This is a genomic window from Micromonospora sp. CNZ285 (assembly GCF_004637285.1).
Genome location: NZ_SPQD01000001.1, coordinates 3,589,069 through 3,605,914 on the forward strand (window position 1 = coordinate 3,589,069; position 16,846 = coordinate 3,605,914).

14 protein-coding genes are annotated in these 16,846 nt (G+C 74.6%); 11 read left to right on the forward strand and 3 right to left on the reverse strand.

Going from position 1 to position 16,846, the window contains the following annotated elements:
- Positions 1 to 8 precede the first annotated feature (8 nt).
- The 6 genes from CLT75_RS16090 (at position 9) to CLT75_RS16115 (ending at position 4,672) form a co-directional block, all read left to right on the forward strand.
- Positions 9 to 887, forward strand: coding sequence for an oxidoreductase (locus CLT75_RS16090; protein ID WP_135241374.1), 879 nt, complete (start codon positions 9 to 11; stop codon positions 885 to 887).
- Positions 888 to 956: 69 nt separating this feature from the next.
- Positions 957 to 1,904: an LLM class flavin-dependent oxidoreductase gene (locus CLT75_RS16095; RefSeq protein ID WP_135241375.1), complete on the forward strand. Its 948-nt coding sequence runs from the start codon at positions 957 to 959 to the stop codon at positions 1,902 to 1,904.
- A gap of 11 nt (positions 1,905 to 1,915) precedes the next feature.
- Complete coding sequence (locus CLT75_RS16100; RefSeq protein WP_135241376.1) at positions 1,916 to 2,926, forward strand: aldo/keto reductase; 1,011 nt, start codon at positions 1,916 to 1,918, stop codon at positions 2,924 to 2,926.
- 73 nt (positions 2,927 to 2,999) lie between these two features.
- Positions 3,000 to 3,269 (forward strand): type II toxin-antitoxin system prevent-host-death family antitoxin, encoded by a 270-nt coding sequence (locus CLT75_RS16105; protein ID WP_135241377.1) that lies wholly within the window; start codon positions 3,000 to 3,002, stop codon positions 3,267 to 3,269.
- 7 nt (positions 3,270 to 3,276) lie between these two features.
- Positions 3,277 to 3,681, forward strand: coding sequence for a PIN domain-containing protein (locus tag CLT75_RS16110; protein WP_486485188.1), 405 nt, complete (start codon positions 3,277 to 3,279; stop codon positions 3,679 to 3,681).
- A gap of 91 nt (positions 3,682 to 3,772) precedes the next feature.
- Positions 3,773 to 4,672: a TIGR01777 family oxidoreductase gene (locus tag CLT75_RS16115; protein WP_135241379.1), complete on the forward strand. Its 900-nt coding sequence runs from the start codon at positions 3,773 to 3,775 to the stop codon at positions 4,670 to 4,672.
- A 23-nt stretch (positions 4,673 to 4,695) separates the two neighbouring features.
- Here CLT75_RS16115 and CLT75_RS16120 read toward each other — a convergent pair whose 3' ends face one another.
- Positions 4,696 to 5,937 carry an extracellular catalytic domain type 1 short-chain-length polyhydroxyalkanoate depolymerase gene (locus tag CLT75_RS16120; RefSeq protein ID WP_135241380.1) on the reverse strand — a complete coding sequence of 414 codons (1,242 nt, stop codon included), beginning with the start codon at positions 5,935 to 5,937 and terminating at the stop codon, positions 4,696 to 4,698.
- Positions 5,938 to 6,110: 173 nt separating this feature from the next.
- Between CLT75_RS16120 and CLT75_RS16125 the strand changes: the two genes are divergently transcribed.
- From CLT75_RS16125 to CLT75_RS16135, 3 genes are all read left to right on the forward strand, one after another.
- On the forward strand, positions 6,111 to 7,922 hold the full coding sequence (locus tag CLT75_RS16125) for a DUF6311 domain-containing protein (RefSeq protein ID WP_209310336.1): 1,812 nt from the start codon (positions 6,111 to 6,113) through the stop codon (positions 7,920 to 7,922).
- 69 nt (positions 7,923 to 7,991) lie between these two features.
- Positions 7,992 to 8,633, forward strand: a complete 642-nt coding sequence (gene lipB, locus CLT75_RS16130) for a lipoyl(octanoyl) transferase LipB (protein ID WP_135241382.1) — start codon at positions 7,992 to 7,994, stop codon at positions 8,631 to 8,633.
- Between the two features lie 5 nt (positions 8,634 to 8,638).
- Positions 8,639 to 9,031 carry a VOC family protein gene (locus tag CLT75_RS16135; protein ID WP_135241383.1) on the forward strand — a complete coding sequence of 131 codons (393 nt, stop codon included), beginning with the start codon at positions 8,639 to 8,641 and terminating at the stop codon, positions 9,029 to 9,031.
- Positions 9,032 to 9,502: 471 nt separating this feature from the next.
- On the opposite strand, the gene aspS is transcribed toward CLT75_RS16135, so the two are convergent.
- On the reverse strand, positions 9,503 to 10,789 hold the full coding sequence (aspS, locus tag CLT75_RS16140) for an aspartate--tRNA(Asn) ligase (protein ID WP_135241384.1): 1,287 nt from the start codon (positions 10,787 to 10,789) through the stop codon (positions 9,503 to 9,505).
- A gap of 411 nt (positions 10,790 to 11,200) precedes the next feature.
- On the opposite strand from aspS, the gene lipA reads away from it, so the two are divergent.
- Both lipA and CLT75_RS16150 read left to right on the forward strand, forming a co-directional pair.
- Positions 11,201 to 12,190, forward strand: a complete 990-nt coding sequence (gene lipA / locus CLT75_RS16145) for a lipoyl synthase (protein ID WP_013287743.1) — start codon at positions 11,201 to 11,203, stop codon at positions 12,188 to 12,190.
- Positions 12,191 to 12,250: 60 nt separating this feature from the next.
- On the forward strand, positions 12,251 to 13,873 hold the full coding sequence (locus tag CLT75_RS16150) for a DUF423 domain-containing protein (RefSeq protein ID WP_135241385.1): 1,623 nt from the start codon (positions 12,251 to 12,253) through the stop codon (positions 13,871 to 13,873).
- A gap of 25 nt (positions 13,874 to 13,898) precedes the next feature.
- Here CLT75_RS16150 and CLT75_RS16155 read toward each other — a convergent pair whose 3' ends face one another.
- Positions 13,899 to 16,823, reverse strand: a complete 2,925-nt coding sequence (locus CLT75_RS16155) for an ATP-binding protein (protein WP_486485189.1) — start codon at positions 16,821 to 16,823, stop codon at positions 13,899 to 13,901.
- Positions 16,824 to 16,846 lie beyond the last annotated feature (23 nt).

A 16,846-nucleotide genomic window follows, 5' to 3' on the forward strand; every position in this document is an offset into this window, starting at 1 on the left:
GGGATCGCATGACCATCGACACCGTCCACGCCGGCGCGGCCGGCACCTGGCAGTTCGGCGACCTGACCGTCAACCGGATGGGCCTGGGCGCCATGCGGCTGACCGCGAACGCCGACGGCAGCCCGAGCGACCGGGACCGGGCCGTCGCCGTGCTGCGCCGCGCCGTCGAGCTGGGCGTCAACCACATCGACACGGCCGCGTTCTACTTCTCGCCGCTGCGCTCGGCCAACGAGCTGATCAACCGGGCACTGTCGCCGTACTCCGACGATCTGGTCATCGTGACCAAGGTCGGGCCCGGCAAGGACCCGTCCGGGCAGTGGCTGCCGGCGGCCCGCCCGGACCAGTTGCGCGGGCAGGTGGAGGAGAACCTGCGCCAGCTCGGCCGCGACCACCTGGACGTGGTGAACCTGCGGGTGCACGGCCCGGAGCCGCTGTCCGAGCACTTCGGCGCGCTGGCCGAGCTGCGCGACGCCGGGCTGATCCGGCACCTGGGCGTCTCCGCGGTACGCCCGCACCAGGTCGCCGAGGCCCGCGCCATCGCCCCGGTGGTGTGCGTGCAGAACTCGTACGGCCTGGGCTACCGCCGTACGCACGACGAGCTGATCCGGGACTGCGCGGCGCACGGCACCGCGTTCGTGCCGTTCTTCTCCATCGTCACCAGCGGCCGGGAGGCCGGCGCCACCGGCGAGGAGCGCCCGGAGGTGCACGCGGTGGCCCGGGAGCACGGTGTGACGGCGGCCCAGGTCCGGCTGGCCTGGACGCTGGCCCGGGGCCCGAACGTGCTGGCCATCCCCGGCACCGGCAACCCGGCGCACCTGGAGCAGAACATCGCCGCCGCCGCGCTGCGCCTCTCCCCCGCCGACCTGGCCCGCCTCGACGCGGTGTGAGGTTCGGCCGTCGGCAGAATCGGCGCGTACGGGGTGGCCCGCCGCCGCGTGCGCGCCGATGCTGAGGCGATGGCGACCTTCTCCGTGCAGGCCCAACCCACCGACGCGGCGAGCTGGACCGAGCTGGCCCGTACCGTCGAGGCGGCCGGCTTCGACGCGCTGTTCGCGGCCGACCACCCCGGCGACTGCGCGTCGCCGTTCGTCGCGCTCGCCGCCGCGGCGGCGGTGACCAGCACGCTGGGGCTCGGCTCGTACGTCTCCAACGCCGGCGTCCGCGAACCGATCCTGCTCGCCGCCGACGTGGCCACGCTCGACGTGGTCTCCGGCGGGCGGGCCCGGTTCGGCGTCGGCGCGGGCCACACGCCGGCGGAGTGGCGGGCCGTCGGGCGCGAGCGCCCGGACGTCGCCGGCCGGGTCCGCCGCTGCGTCGCGGTGACCGAGGCGGTACGGGCGCTGCTGGCCGGCGACGAGGTCACCGTGGACACCGAGGACCTGACGACGTACGCGGCACGACTCGACCGGCCCCGCCCGGTCCAGGACCGGATCCCGCTGACCGTCGGCGCTTCCAACTCGACGCTGCTGCGCTGGGCCGGGAGGCACGCCGACGTGGTCGGCCTGGCCGGCCTGGGCCGGACGCTGCCCGACGGCCACCAGCACACCGTCCGGTGGCGGGCCGACCAGATCGAGGCGCAGCTCGCGCACGTGGCGGCCGGAGCGGCCGGCCGGGACACACCGCCGGTCCTGGAGGCGCTGGTCCAGCACGTCGCCGTCACCGACGACGCGGAGGCGGCCGCCGCCGGGACGGCCGCCGAGACCGGGCTCACCCCCGCGGAGGTGCTGGCCACCCCGTTCGTGCTGGCCGGCACGCCCGACGAGATCGTCGCGGCGGTGGCCGGGCACCGGCGCCGCTGGGGTGTCACCCGCTTCGTGGTACGCGCCGGAGCCGTCGACGCGCTCGCCCCGCTCCTGCCCCGGCTGGCGGGAAAAGAGCTGGACTTCGAGCACACTCGAAAGTGAACACTGGGCGCATGACGACGACACGACGGCTGGGCCGCAGCGGCATCGAGGTCAGCGCGATCGGCATGGGTTGCTGGGCGATCGGCGGCCCGCTCTGGGACGGCACCCAACCGCTCGGCTGGGGCGAGGTGGACGACGACGAGTCGGTGCGCACCGTCCACCGGGCTCTCGATCTGGGCGCGACGCTGTTCGACACCTCCAGCAACTACGGCGCCGGGCACAGCGAGCGGGTACTCGGGCGCGCGCTCGCTGGCCGCCGGGACCGGGCGGTCATCGCGACCAAGTTCGGCTACCCCACCGACGAGGAGACCCGGCAGGCGCTCGGCGAGGACGCCAGCCCCGAGTACGCGCGGCGCAGCCTGGAGGGTTCGCTGCGCCGGCTCGGCACCGACCACGTCGACCTCTACCAGCTCCACCTGGGCGGCCTGCCGGTACCGCAGGCACTTGACCTCGTCGGCACGCTGGAGGACCTGGTCACCCAGGGGAAGATCCGGGCGTACGGCTGGAGCACCGACGACCCCGCCTCGGCGCGCGCCTTCGCCGAGGCCGGACCGCACTGCGCGGCGGTCCAGCACGACCAGTCGGTGCTGCGGGACAACGCGGCCATGCTCGCGGTGTGCGCGGAGTTCGACCTGGCCGCCCTGAACCGGGGGCCGCTGGCGATGGGCCTGCTCACCGCGAAGTACCAGGACGCGCCCACGGCCCGGGGCGACGACGACGTGCGCGGCGTGGCACCGGAGTGGCTGGACTGGTTCACCGGCGGCGTGCCGCGCGCCGAGTGGGCCGAGCGGGTGGCCCGGGTCCGTGAGGCGCTGACCGCCGACGGCCGCACGCTCGCCCAGGGCGCGCTGGGCTGGCTGCTCGCCCGCAGCCCGCACACGCTGCCGATCCCCGGTTGCCGCACCGTCGCGCAGGCCGAGGAGAACCTGGGAGCGCTGGCGTACGGGCCGCTGCCGGAGGACGCGTTCGCCGAGGTGGAGCGCCTGCTCGCCGACCTGCGCACCGCCCCCGCCGACGCCTGACCCGCTCGACCGCACCGGCAGCCACACCGCAGCTCTGTAGCACTTCGTAGCACACAGGCGGTAGACTGCCGGTGTGGCCGAGCACGCTCATCGCGAGATCACCCAACGCGAGCTGCGCAACGACTCCGGTGCCATCATGCGCGGAGTGGAGCGCGGAGAGTCCTTCACCATCACTCGCAACGGCACGCCGATCGGGCGGTTGATCCCGATCCGGCGCCGCACGTTCGTGCCGCGAGCCGAGGTTCTCGCGGCCTTCGCCAGCGCACCCCTGTTGGACGAGGCCCGCTTCCGGTCCGACCTCGACGCCGCCATCGACCAGGATCTGCCCAGCCGTGACTGGTGACCTCCCCGTGCGGGGTCTGATCGACACCAACATCGTCATCCATCTGGGCGGACTCGACGGGGCGGAACTGCCCGACGAGATGGTCATCAGCGCGGTCACGCTTGCCGAACTCTCGGCCGGTCCACATCACACCGACGATCCGCGCGAGCGCGCCCGCCGGATGAGCGTCCTGCAGCACGTCGAGGCCACGTTCGAGCCGCTCCCGTTCGACGCCGAGGCGGCGCGGGCCTTCGGCCTGGTCTCGGCGGCGGTGCTCGCCGCCGGGCGGGGAACGCGGCGCCGGGTAGCGGACCTGATGATCGCCTCCGTCGCACACGCCAACGCGCTTCCCCTCTACACCACGAACCCCGCCGACTTCCTCGGGCTCGACGGTCTGATCACAGTGCATCCGGTCAGCAGGCCGACCGGCTGAGGCCGGCCGTCGGCGCGTGACCGGCGGGCGTGACGAGTGAGTGATTTCGCTCCACGCATCCGAATCGCGCCGCGTACTCGAAGATGTGAGCATGCGGATCCTCATGGCCGGCGCGTCCGGTTTCCTCGGCACCCGACTGGTCGACTGCCTCACCGCGGACGGCCACCAGGTCACCCGCCTGGTCCGCCGCCCGCCGCGCACCCCCGTCGAACGGCAGTGGAACCCCTCCGCCGCGCAGCTCGACCCGCAGTGCGTCGCCGACGCCGACGCGGTGGTGAACCTGGCCGGCGCCGGGGTGGGTGACAAGCGCTGGAACGACGAGTACCGGAAGCTGATCCGGACCAGCCGGGTGGACAGCACCACCACGCTCGCCATCACGATCGCCGGCCTGCCCGCCGCCGACCGGCCCGCGGTGCTGCTGAACTCCTCCGCCGTCGGCTGGTACGGCAACACCGGCGACCGGGCGGTCACCGAGGAGGCGCCTGCGGGTGAGGGGTTCCTCGCCGACGTCTGCCGGGTCTGGGAGGCCGCGACCCGCCCGGCCGAGGACGCGGGCGTACGGGTGGTGCGCCTGCGTACCGGACTGCCGCTGCACCGCGACGGCGGCCTGCTCAAGCCGCAGCTGCTGCCGTTCCGCCTCGGCGTCGGCGGCAAGCTGGGCAACGGGCGGCAGTGGCTGCCGTGGATCTCGATGCGGGACTGGCTCGACGCCGCGAAGTTCCTGCTGGCCCGCGACGGCATCGCCGGCGCGGTGAACGTGGTCGGCCCGGCGCCGGTCACCAACGCCGAGTTCACCAGGGAGCTGGCCCGCCAGCTGCACCGCCCGGCGATCATGCCGATCCCGGCGGTGGCGCTGAAGGTGGCGCTCGGCGGTTTCGCGCAGGAGGCGCTGACCAGCGCGCGGGTGCTGCCCGCCGTGCTCGACAAGGCCGGGTTCCCGTGGGTCCACCCCGACCTGGCGGGCGCGCTGCGCGCCGCCCTCACCGAGTGAGCGGGCGAGGGCGGCGCGGCGGATCAGCAGCCGATCACCCAGTACGCGGGCCCGGTCTGCTTCAGCGTGCTCGTGTAGAAGGTGTTGTAGAGGCCCATCCGCTGCCCGCTGCCGAGCGCGTAGGCGTACCCGCCGGACTGGTAGGCCCGCCCGGCCACCACGTGTGCGTAGTTGCTGGCGGTGACGCAGACCGGCGCGCTGGTCGGCGTGGGCGAGGCGGTCGGCGTGGGCGAGGCCGTCTGGGTGGGTGACGCGGTGGCCGTCGGGGTCGGGCTCGGCGAGGCGCCACCACCGCCGAGCCCGAAGAAGACCGCGTCCCGGTACGTCGAACAGATGGTGTCCAGGAAGTACGCCCCGGCAGTGCCGCACTGGTCCGCGCCCGTACCCGGGTCGACGGGGGTGCCGTGGCCCATCCCGGAGACCCGGTAGAGGCGGACCTGGTCGGCGCCGTAGACCTCCAGGCCGGTGCCGGCCGGCAGCGTGGACGTGCTGGTCGGGGTGGTCGACACGCCCAGCACGTTCGTCCACTGGTCCCGCGACTCGGCGGCGTTCGCGGTCGCCACCGTGGTGTCGCTGGTGCCGTGCCAGATCGCCACCCGTGGGCGCTTGCCGGTGTACCCGGCGTACGCGCCGCGGACCAGGTCGCCCCACTGCGCCGGGGTCTTGTCCACCCCCGGGTTCATGCAGCTGAACGCGGTGACGGTGCTGGTGGCGCAGCGGTACGGGATGCCGGCGATGATCGAGCCGGCGGCGAAGACGTCGGGGTAGGCGGCGAGCATGGCCGCGCTCATCGCGCCGCCCGCGGAGAGGCCGCTGACGTAGACGCGGGCGCCGTCGGTGCCGTAGGTGGTCTTGGCGTAGTCCACCATCTGCTTGATCGACAGCGCCTCGCCCTGGCCGCGTGCGGTGTCACCGGTCTCGAACCAGTTGAAGCAGGAGTTGGCGTTGTTACCGCTGGGCTGCTGCGGCGCGATGAGCGTGAACTTCCACTGGTCGGCGTACTTCTGCCAGCCGGAGTTGGTGACGTAGGTCGAGGCGTTCTGCACGCAGCCGTGCAGCAGCACCACGGCGGGCGCGCCGGCGGGCAGGCCGTCCGGGCGGTACGCGTACATGGCCAGGTTGCCGGGGTTGGAGCCGAACCCGGTGACCTGGGTCAGCGAGGCGGCCTGGGCGGGAACGGCGGCGACCAGCGCGGTGGCCGCGGCCAGCACGACCCCGGCCGCCGCCCCGGCGACGCGGGCGATGAGGGATGAGGAGCGGGGCACGGGGACCTCCCGATCGTGGAATGTGAACTGAGTCACCTCCGAGTTGCCGAGACGTTACGGCCGCGTTTCGTCACACCGGAATGGCCGCCGCTCACACATTCACGACCACCGAAGTGTGCGGCGAGTTCCGTGTCCGGGCGGTCTGCCCAGGTCCGGTTGGTAACGTCCGCTGCGTGCCCTCCTCCCCGTCCCCGGCCGCCGGCCCGGCGCCGACGCGCGTCCGCGACCGGCGCGCCGACCTGCTGGTCACGCTCGCCGCGCTGGCCCTGGCCCTCTGGGTGACGAGTGGCCTGTGGCGGGATCCGAACAGCCGCGCGATCACCGTCAACTCCAGCGACCAGGCGCTGTTCGAGTGGCTGCTGGCGTTCGGCGGGCACGCGCTGACCCACGGGCAGAACCCGCTGTACACCACCTTGATCAACGTCCCGGACGGGGTGAACCTCGCGGTGAACACCTCGATCACCGTGTACGCGGCGGTGTTCGCGCCGCTGACGTACCTGATCGGGCCGCCCGCGACGTTCCTGGTGATCCTCACGCTCAACCTGGCCGCGACGGCGGTGGCCTGGTACTGGCTGCTCAGCCGGCACCTGGTCCGCAGCCGGCTGGCCGCCGGGGTGGGGGCGCTGTTCATCGCCTTCTGCCCGGCGATGGTGTCGCACGCCAACGCGCACCTGAACTGGACCGCGGGCTGGCTGGTGCCGCTGCTGATCTGGGGCGTGTTCCGGCTGCGCCGGCCGGGCCGGGCCGTCACCGGCGGGATCGTGCTCGGCCTGCTGGTGGCTGTCGCGTTCTCGATCGCCGCCGAAGGGCTGTTCTTCACCGCGCTGGCGCTCGGCGTGTTCCTCGTGGTGTGGGCGCTGCACCCGGCGCGCCGGTCCGAGGTACGCGCCGCGTTGCCCCGGATGGCGGCCGGGCTGGGCGTGACAGCGCTCGTCGCGGGGGCGCTGCTGGCGTACCCGCTCTGGCTGCACTTCCTCGGACCGCAACGGTTCCACGGCACCGGATTCGACCCGTTGATCCACTCCGAGGACATCGCCGCGTACGGGTCCTACCCGCGCCGGTCGCTGGCCGGCTGGGCCGGGTGGGGCACCTCGCTGGCGCCCAACCCGACAGAGGAGAACTCGTTCTTCGGCGTACCGCTGCTCCTGCTCGCCGTCGCCTGCTTCGCGCTGCTGTGGCGGCGCGCGGACCGCGCGTTCCGGGCCACCCTCGCGGCGCTCGGCGTGACCGCAGTGGTCTTCGCGGTGCTGTCGTGGGGGCCGACGGTGAAGTGGAACGGCCGCCGGTTCGACCAGACGCTGCCGTTCGGGGTGCTGGACAACCTGCCGGTGATCAACGCGGCGTTGCCGTCCCGGCTGGCGCTCGTGGTCGCGCCGGTCATCGGCCTGCTGCTGGCGTACGCGATCGACTCGCTGCGTGCCCGGCCGCCCCGGCGCCGGGTGAGCGGGCTCGCGTGGGCGCTGGGCTTCGCCGCGGCGCTGCTGCCGCTGGTGCCCACGCCGCTGCTGACCAGCGTCCGCGAGCCGATCCCGCAGTTCATCACCAGCGGCGCCTGGCAGCGCTACGTCCCGCCCGACGGGGTGCTGACGCCGCTGCCGCTGACCGTGGACGTCTACCCGGACGGGCAGCGCTGGCAGGCGTACGCGCTCGCCCACCGGCAGGGTGAGTTCCGGATCCCGTCCGGCTTCTTCCTCGGGCCGGGCGGGCCGGAGGGCCGGGGCCGGATCGGCCCGGTGCCGCGCACCTTCGACTCGCTGATGGATCAGGCGGGCCGTACCGGGCTGGTGCCGATCATCACCGACGGCAGCATCCGCGAGTCCCGGGCGGACCTGCGCTACTGGGGGGTCCAGGCGGTGGTGCTCCCGGACCGGGTGCACGGCGCGAAGTTCGACGTCGACGAGGAGGCGCTGCGGCGCACCGCCACCGCGCTGCTCGGCCCGCCCGAGCGGGTGGAGGATGTCTGGCTGTGGCGGGTGCCGGTCTGACCGCCGCCTCGACCCGATGGCGACGAGGCTCACGGGTCCGGTTCCCGGGGGCGGGACTAGGCTGGACGGGTGAGCGTGACGACTTCCGGGTTGACCGCCGTCCGCGCCGGCCTGCTCGACTACCAGGCCGCCTGGGACGAGCAGCGCCGGCTGCACGAGGCGGTGGTGGCCGGCGAGCAGGGCGATACGGTGCTGCTGCTGGAGCACCCCAGCGTCTACACCGCCGGCAAGCGCACCGAGCCGTGGGACCGCCCGATGGACGGCACCCCGGTGGTGGACGTGGACCGCGGCGGCAAGATCACCTGGCACGGTCCGGGGCAGCTCGTCGGCTACCCGATCGTCCGGCTGCCCGACCCGGTCGACGTGGTCGCGTACGTCCGGCGCACCGAGCAGCTCCTGATCGACGTCTGCGCCGAGTTCGGGCTGTCCGCCGGCCGGGTCGAGGGACGCAGCGGCGTGTGGGTGCCGGAGGACGACCGGGGCCCGGCCCGCAAGGTCGCCGCCATCGGCATCCGGGTGGCCCGCGGCGTCACGCTGCACGGCTTCTCCATCAACTGCGACTGCGACCTGGGCTTCTTCGACCGGATCGTGCCCTGCGGCATCCGCGACGCCGGGGTCACCTCGCTGACCGCCGAGCTGGGCCGGCCGATCACCGTCGCCGACGTGCTGCCGGTGGTCGAGCGGCACCTGCCGACGCTGACGCAGGTCTGAGCCCGGTGCGGCTCGACCTGGTCACGCTCGTCGTGGCCGAGTACGACCCCGCGATCGCCTTCTTCACCGAGGTGCTCGGGTTCGAGCTGGCCGAGGACAAGCCGTCGCTGACGAACGACGGCCGGCCCAAGCGCTGGGTGGTCGTCCGCCCGCCGGGCGGCGGCACCGGCCTGCTGCTGGCCCGCGCCGACGGCGAGCACCAGGCCGGTGCCGTGGGCGACCAGACCCACGGCCGGGTGGGCTTCTTCCTCCAGGTCGACGACTTCGAGGCGGTGTACCGCCGGATGGTCGACGCGGGCGTCGAGTTCGTCCGGCCGCCCCGCACCGAGCCGTACGGCCGGGTCGCGGTCTTCCGCGACATCGCCGGCAACCCGTGGGACCTGCTCGGCCCGGCCTGACCGCTCGGCGGCGCGGTGGCCGACCGGTCCGGATCGCCGTCCGCCCAGGGCCCACCTTTGCCGTCGGTCACGGCGAGTGACGATGCCGCGCCCGCAGCATGTGGCCTCCCGCCGACTTTGCTCTGCAGCCGGATCCGCAACGGTCACTCCTGGTCAACTGCTGCGTCCTTGGCTGCAGAGCAAAGGGCTCAAACACCCTTCCCTCCCTCCCGAGGGCTGTCCGCCATAACCCCAGCTCAGCGCAATCCGCCGGCCTCGAGGGCATCCCGACCACCCCGAACAACCCTCACTGAGCGTGATCACGGGACTGAGCGACCTCTCGTCACGCTCAGTGGCAGATCCGAGCCGATTCGGGAGGGCGGCGCGAGACCGACGGTCCCGATGGCGAGCCCGCGCCCCGCCACCGGGACCGGCAGAGAGCGAGTCCGCCGCCGGGACCGGCGGGGAGGGAGCCGCGCGAGGGCGCAGCCGTCAGGGCGTGAGACGGTGCAGGTCGCGCGGGAAGGCGGTCACCTCCCGGACGTTCGCCGCGCCCGTGAGCCGGGCGACGAACCGCTCCAGCCCGATCGCGAAACCGCCGTGCGGCGGCATGCCGTGCCGGAACGCGTCCACGTACCCGGCGTACGGCTCCACCGGCTCGCCGCGCGCCGCCAGGGCGGCCAGGTAGTCGCCGTGCCGGTGCAGCCGCTGCCCGCCGGTCACCAGCTCCACGCCCCGGAACAGCAGGTCGAAACCGTTGGAGTACGCGGGCCGGGCCGGGTCCGGGTGGGTGTAGAACGGGCGTTTCGCCATCGGGTAGCCGGTGACGAAGAGGAAGTCGCTGCCGTGCTCGCGGAGCGCCCACTCCCCCAGCGCCCGCTCGTGCGCCGGCGCCAGGTCGGGTTCGTCGGCCGGCGCTCCGGCGATCGTCAGCGCGTCGGTGAAGTGCACCGCCGGGATCTCGGCCGGCACCTCCGGCACCGTCACGCCGAGCGTCGCCAGCGCGCCACCGGCCCGCTCGCCGACCGTCCCCACCATCCCGGCCAGGGTCTCCCGCAGCACCGCCATCACGTCCCGGTGGTCGGCCACGAAGCCCAGCTCCACGTCGAGCGACGTGTACTGGGCCAAATGGCGCACCGTGTCGTGCGGCTCGGCGCGGAACACCGGCCCCACCTCGTACACCCGCTCGAAGACGCCGACCATGAGCTGCTTGTAGAACTGCGGCGACTGCGCCAGGTAGGCGGGCCGCCCGAACCAGTCCAGCGCGAACACGTTCGCCCCGCTCTCGGTGGACGAGGCGACCACCTTCGGCGTGTGCACCTCGACGAAGCCCTGCCCGTCGAGCGTGGCCCGGAAGCCGGACACGGCCGCCGCCGAGATCCGCAGCGCGGCGGAGCGGACCGGGTGCCGCAGCGCGACCGGCGCATGGTCGAGCTGGGTCGGCAGGGTGGCGGTGAGCACCGGCCGGTACAGGTCGAACGGGGGCGGGACGGCGGGTGGCCCGAGCGGACGTACCGTCGGCTCGACGACCTCGACCCCGGCGGGCGCGGCGGCGTTCGCGACCACCGTGCCGACCACCTCGACGACCGTCTCCTCGGTGAGCGCCTCGACCTGCTCCCGCACGGCGGGTGCGGCGACCACCACCTGGGCGAGCCCGGCGGCGTCGCGGACGATCAGGAAGGCCACCGACTTGAGCAGCCGGCGGCGGTGGACCCAGCCGGCGAGCCGTACGGTGGCGCCCACATGGGCGGGGAGTTCTGTGGACAGGATGCGTTGCACGACGACTACCTCCTTGACCAATCGCAACGCGATCCCCAGGGAGGTGTGGGCGAGCGGGAACCTCGCGGTGCCACCACACCTTCGCCCCCGCCTGGGCGGGAGCCTCGTTCGTCGCCTTTTCACCGGGGCCGGCCGGGCGGGCTCTACTGGGCGCGAAACGCCGTTCTTCCCGCAGCTCGGGAGGGTCTTCGCGGACCGGCGCCAGACCGCCTCGCAGCAACCGGCGGCTCTCTCGACTGGCGGATCGGTCCGTTACTCGGCTCCGTCACAGCTCTGCCGGCACGCTAGCACCGCACGCGCCGCGCTGTGACCGGGTTTTTTCGCCCCTGGTGTCCGGTGTCACAGCCATTCCGGCGTGACGGCCGTCGCCCTCGTTCATCGACCGGCGCCGACCGGCGTACGCTCGGTTTTGTGACGATCGAGCAATCCGCGCCGACGACTGAGCAGCCAGCGCGCACCGCGACTGTCGCCCCGGAGGGGCGGCGGATGCTGCGGATCGAGGCGCGCAACGCCGAGACGCCGATCGAGCGCAAGCCGCCGTGGATCAAGGTCAAGGCCAAGATGGGCCCGGAGTACACCCAGTTGCGCGGGCTCGTCTCGCGCGAAGGGCTGCACACCGTGTGCCAGGAGGCCGGTTGCCCCAACATCTACGAGTGCTGGGAGGACCGGGAGGCCACCTTCCTCATCGGTGGTGACCAGTGCACCCGGCGCTGCGACTTCTGCCAGATCGACACCGGCAAGCCGGCCGAGTTCGACGCCGACGAGCCGCGGCGCGTCGCCGAGTCGGTCGCCGCGATGGGCCTGCGCTACGCGACCATCACCGGTGTCGCCCGCGACGACCTGCCCGACGGCGGGGCCTGGCTCTACGCCGAGACGGTCCGGCAGATCCACGCGCTGCAGTCAGGCTGCGGTGTCGAGTTGCTGATCCCCGACTTCAACGCCGTCCCCGAGCAGCTCGCCGAGGTCTTCGGCTCGCGGCCCGAGGTGCTGGCCCACAACGTGGAGACGGTGCCGCGCATCTTCAAGCGGATCCGCCCGGCGTTCCGCTACGAGCGTTCGCTGGACGTGATCCGCCAGGCGCGGGCCGACGGCCTGGTCACCAAGAGCAACCTGATCCTCGGCATGGGCGAGGAGCGCGCCGAGGTGTCCCAGGCGCTGCGCGACCTGCACGAGGCGGGCTGCGAGCTGATCACCATCACCCAGTACCTGCGCCCCTCCCCCCGGCACCACCCGGTGACCCGCTGGGTCAAGCCGGAGGAGTTCGTCGAGCTGCGCGAGGAGGCCGAGGAGATCGGCTTCGCGGGCGTGATGAGCGGTCCCCTGGTCCGCTCGTCGTACCGCGCGGGCCGCCTCTACCAGCAGGCGCTCGACGCCCGCCGGGAGGTCACCGTCGCCGGCTGAGGCCGGCCGACCACCGCGTCACCCGCCGCCGGCCGCCCGCCGGATGCCATGATCACAGGCATGACCGCCGGGGTACGCGAGGAGCCACGCGAAGCCGTGCGCCCTCGTACGCCCCGGCGGCCGCCGTTGCCGACGCTGCTCGCCCTGCTCGTCGGGTTCGCCGGTGTGGGCTACCGGCTGGCGCTGCTGTTCGCCGACGTGCCGCCCACCAACAGCGACGAGGCGACGATGGGGCTGGCCGCCCTGCACATCGCCCGCGGTGACGGCTTCCCGGTGTGGTTCTACGGCCAGGCGTACATGGGCACGCTGGAGGCGTACCTGGCCGCGCCGCTGGTCGCGCTGGCCGGACCGTCGGTGCTCGTGCTGCGGCTGCCCACGCTCGCGTTGTACGCGTTGTTCCTGCTGCTGTCCTGGCGGCTGACCCGGCGGCTCGGCGGTGACCGCTGGTACGCCCTGCTCGTCGTCGCCGTGCTGGCGCTCGGCGCGGACCGGGTGGTGAAGAACCAGCTCATCGCCGGTGGCGGCTATCCGGAGCTGAACTCGGCCGGTGCCGCGCTGGCGCTGCTGACGGTCGGGCTGTGCGTGACCGGGGCGGGCGCGCGGCTGCCCCGCTGGGCGGCCTGGGGGCTGATCTCCGGGGTGCTGCTCTGGGTGGACCCGCTGATCCTGCCGTACGTGCTGGCGCTCGGCGCGCTGCTCGTGGCCCGCCGGTGGCGGGAACTGGGCGGCCGGGCCGGCCTGGTGCTGGCCGCTGCGCTGCTGCTGGGCGCGGCGCCGATGCTCGCGGACAGCATCCGGCACGGCCGCAACCCGGTGGCCGCGGTACTGGCGGCCGGTGGCACGGGCACACCAGCGGACTGGGCGGACCGGCTGCACGGCGCGCTGGTCCTCGGGCCGCCGCTGGCGATGGGCTTCTGCTCCCCCGGCCGGTGCGCCACCTGGCAGCTCTGGTGGGCCGTCGCGTTCCCGGTGCTGCTGGTGCTCGCCGCGCTCACTGCGTGGCGCACCCTCCGCCGTACCTCCGGAGGGCCGGGCTCACCGGAGCGGGCGTCGGCCGGGGTGCGGCTCGCGCTGCTCGGCGGCGCGGCGGGTGTGCTCGCCGCGTACGCGGTGAGCAACGCGGCCGGGCAGACGCCGATCGAGAGCAGCCGCTACCTGTCGTGCCTGGCGGTCGCCGTACCGGCCCTGCTCTGGCCACTGTGGCAGGCCGCCCGCCCGTTCGCCGCACACCGGCTCACCGGGCGGCGCCAGCTCGCCGAGGTGGCGGGATTCGGAGCACTGGCGGTGCTCGCGGGAGTGCTCGGTACCGGCATGGCGGCCACTGTGGACGTGGTGCGGACCGCGCCCGACGTGCACGCCGAGGCCGACCGGCACCGGTCGCTCGTGGACACGCTCGGCGCGCTCGACGTGCGGAACGTCCGCGGCGGCTACTGGACGTGCAACCGGCTCACCTACGCGACCGGCGAGAACGTGGTCTGCGCCGTGGTCGACGACGACCTGACCCCCGGTTTCGACAGGCTGCCCGCGTACCGGCGGGAGGTGGCCGCCGACCCGGACGCGGCGTGGGTGGCGCAGGCCGGCTCGCCGCTGGCCGCGCGGCTGGACGAGCGCGTCGGCGCCGAATCGGGGGCGCTCGATGTCGTCACCGTGGCCGGCTGGCGGATCTACCTGCCGCGCCGCTGACCCGGGCCCGGCCCGGTCCGGCGCGCTACCTGGCGCGGCGCTGGGCCGGAGCGGCTGACGGCCGGTCGAGCAGGCCCAGACGGTGCGCCAGCGCGGCGGCCTCCACCCGGTTGGTCACGTCGAGCTTGGCGATGATCCGGGACACGTGCACGCTCGCCGTCTTCGGCGAGATGAACAGGCGCTCGGCGATCCGGCTGTTGCTGTGCCCCTCGGCGACCAGCCGCAGCACCTCCTGCTCCCGGCTGGTCAGCAGGTCCGGCCCGGGTCGCCCGGTGCCCCGCAGCCCCACCCGGCGGGCAAGCGTCGCCGCCTGCTCGCCCAGCGGGGTGGCACCCAGCCGGGCGGCCAGCTCGGCCGTCTCCCGTACCGCGGCGGCGACCTCGTCCCGCTCGCCCGCCGCTGCGGCCGCTTCGGCCAGCCCGAGCAGCGCCCGGCCCAGCGGGTACGGCTGCCCGGCCGCCCGCCACGCCGCCACGGCCTCCCGCCACGCGGCGAGCGCCTCGGCGGGAGCGGCGGGGCCGAGCCCGGTCAGGACGGCGGTGACGTGGGCCGCGTGGGCGTGCTCGGCCGGGTGCCGGGCGGGCAGCGCGGCGGCCACCGCCGACACCTCGGCGGCGAGCGTCGCGTCCCCGCTGACGGCGGCGGTACGCGCCAGCGCGTTCAGCAGCGGCCAGCCCTCACGCGGCAGGTCGGCCAGGTGCGCGTCGGCCAGGGCGGCGCGCGCCGCGCGTACCGCCTCCAGCTTGTCGTCGGCGGCGAGCGCGGCCTCCACGCGCAGCTCGTGCAGCGGCAGCCGGTGGTTCGGCCAGAGGTACGGCCGGCCGAGGAACGCCAGCGCCCGCCCGACCACCTCGTCCGCGCCCGGATGGGCGCGGGCCAGGTGGAGCCCGGCGCGCAGTTGCAGCCAGTGCAGCCCGGACACGCCGGGCGGGTCGATCCGGGCCGCCTCGGCGCAGGTCGCGTCCGCCTCGTCCCAGCGGCCCAGCGCGATCAGCGCCTCGGCCCGGTTCGACAGCAGGTACGCCCCGATCGAGCGGCTGATGCCGACCCGGCGCGCCTCGCTCACCCCGGCCGCGGCCGCCTGTTCCGACTCGTCGTAGCGGCCCAGCTCGTAGAGCACGTCGGAGAGGAAGACCAGTGCGCTGACCAGGGCCCACGAGTCGTCGGCCGTCCGGGCCCGCGCCTCCACCCGGCGCAGCTCGGCCAGCCCCAGCTCCGGCGTGCCGTCGATGCGGTGCAGCAGGGCGATCCGGGTGGGCAGCAGCACCAGGTCGGTGCCGACCTCGGACGCGCCGGCCGCGGCCTCGGTGGCGACCGAGGCGGCCTCCCGAGGGTCGACCTTCATCAGGTGCGACGCGATGTCGGCGAGCACGCCGAGCCGTTCCGGGCCGTGCGGCGCGCCCGCCGCCAGCCGGTACGCCTCGCGCAGCTCGGTCGCGCCGTCGCTCTTGCCGAGCAGCGCGAACAGCCGGCCCCGGTGGTCGAGCAGGCGCGCGGCGCGCAGCGGTTCGGCGTCGGAGTCGACCTCGGCCAGCGCCGCCCGGGTGAGCGTGAGCGCCCGGCTGAGGTCACCGGCGGTCACCGCCGCGGTGAGCGTGTCCTCCAGCACCCGCAGGTGGTCCATGCCGAGCCGGTCGCCGGCGTCGGGCACCTGCTCCCACAGTTCGAGGACGCGCTCCAGCAGCCGGCTCTGCTCGGCGTACGCGTACCGTTCGGCCGCCGCCTCGGCGGCGACCCGGGCCGTGGTGAGCGCGCGCGGGTGGTCGTGTGCCGCGTACCAGTGGTGGGCGATCTCGGCCGGCGCGCGACCGGCGGCGACGAGGTGCGGCTGGGCCTCGATCGCGGCGGCGTACCGGGCGTGCAGCCGCGCGTGCTCGCCGGGCAGCAGGTCGTCGTGCACGGCCTCGCGGACCAGCGCGTGCCGGAACTCGTAGTCGCCGTCCGGGTCGGCCACCACGAGCTGCCCGGCGACGGCGGCGCGTAGCGCGTCCTCCAGTTCGGCCTCGGGCAGGCCGGCCACCTCGGCGAGGAGCTGGTGGGCGAAGCGGGTGCCGCCGGCGGCGGCGATCCGCAGCACCCGCTGGGCCGGCTCGGGCAGCCGGTCGACGCGGGCCAGCAGCAGGTCGCGCAGCGTCTCCGGGATGGCCGCGCAGCCGACCGGGCCACCGGCGGCGGCCAGTTCCTCGATGAAGAACGGGTTGCCCTGGGTGCGTTCGTGCACCTCGTCGACGGTCCGGGCGATCTGTTCGATGCCGAGCAGGTCGGCCAGTACGGCGGCGGTGCCGTCACGGTCGAGGCGGCCCAGCTCGATCCGGTCCACGCCGCGGACCCGGTCCAGCTCGGCGAGGAACGGCCGCAGCGGGTGCCCGCGGTGCAGCTCGTCGGTGCGGTACGTGCAGACCACCAGCAGGCGGGTGGCGCGGGCGGCCCGCACCAGGAAGCCGATCAGATCCCGGGTGGACCGGTCGGCCCAGTGCAGGTCCTCGATCACCAGCACCAGCGGGCGTTCCTCGGCGATCCGCCGGAACAGGTCGGCGACCAGGTCGAACAGGTAGCCGCGCGGGGTGTCGGCGAGGGCCGGTCCGGCGGGCGCGGCGACGCCTGCGGGCATCCGGGCGAGTTCCGGCAGCAGCCGGGCGAACTCCGCCTCGTAGCCGGCGAAGGCGGCCGGCCCGTCGTGGCGCAGCACGTCGCGCAGCGCGGCGGCGAACGGGGCGAACGGCAGGCCGGCCTCGCCCAGCTCCAGGCACTGGCCGACGAGCAGGCGCGCGCCGGCGGCGTCCACCTGTGTGCCGAACTCCTCCAGCAGCCGGGTCTTTCCGACGCCCGCCTCGCCGCCGACGAGCACCGTCGCGGGCTCGCCGGTCCGGGACCGGGCCAGCGCGTCGCCGAGCGCGGCCAGCTCGGGCCGGCGGCCGACGAGGACGGTGCTGGCGGCGCGTACGGTCACGCCGTCGAGCATGCCACGGCCCT

What these genes read in the sequence shown, in the direction of transcription:
- CLT75_RS16090 (WP_135241374.1), top strand. Translation starts at nt 9, where the DNA reads ATGACCATCGACACCGTCCACGCCGGCGCGGCCGGCACCTGGCAGTTC.
- CLT75_RS16095 (WP_135241375.1), top strand. Translation starts at nt 957, where the DNA reads ATGGCGACCTTCTCCGTGCAGGCCCAACCCACCGACGCGGCGAGCTGG.
- CLT75_RS16100 (WP_135241376.1), top strand. Translation starts at nt 1,916, where the DNA reads ATGACGACGACACGACGGCTGGGCCGCAGCGGCATCGAGGTCAGCGCG.
- CLT75_RS16115 (WP_135241379.1), top strand. Translation starts at nt 3,773, where the DNA reads ATGCGGATCCTCATGGCCGGCGCGTCCGGTTTCCTCGGCACCCGACTG.
- CLT75_RS16150 (WP_135241385.1), top strand. Translation starts at nt 12,251, where the DNA reads ATGACCGCCGGGGTACGCGAGGAGCCACGCGAAGCCGTGCGCCCTCGT.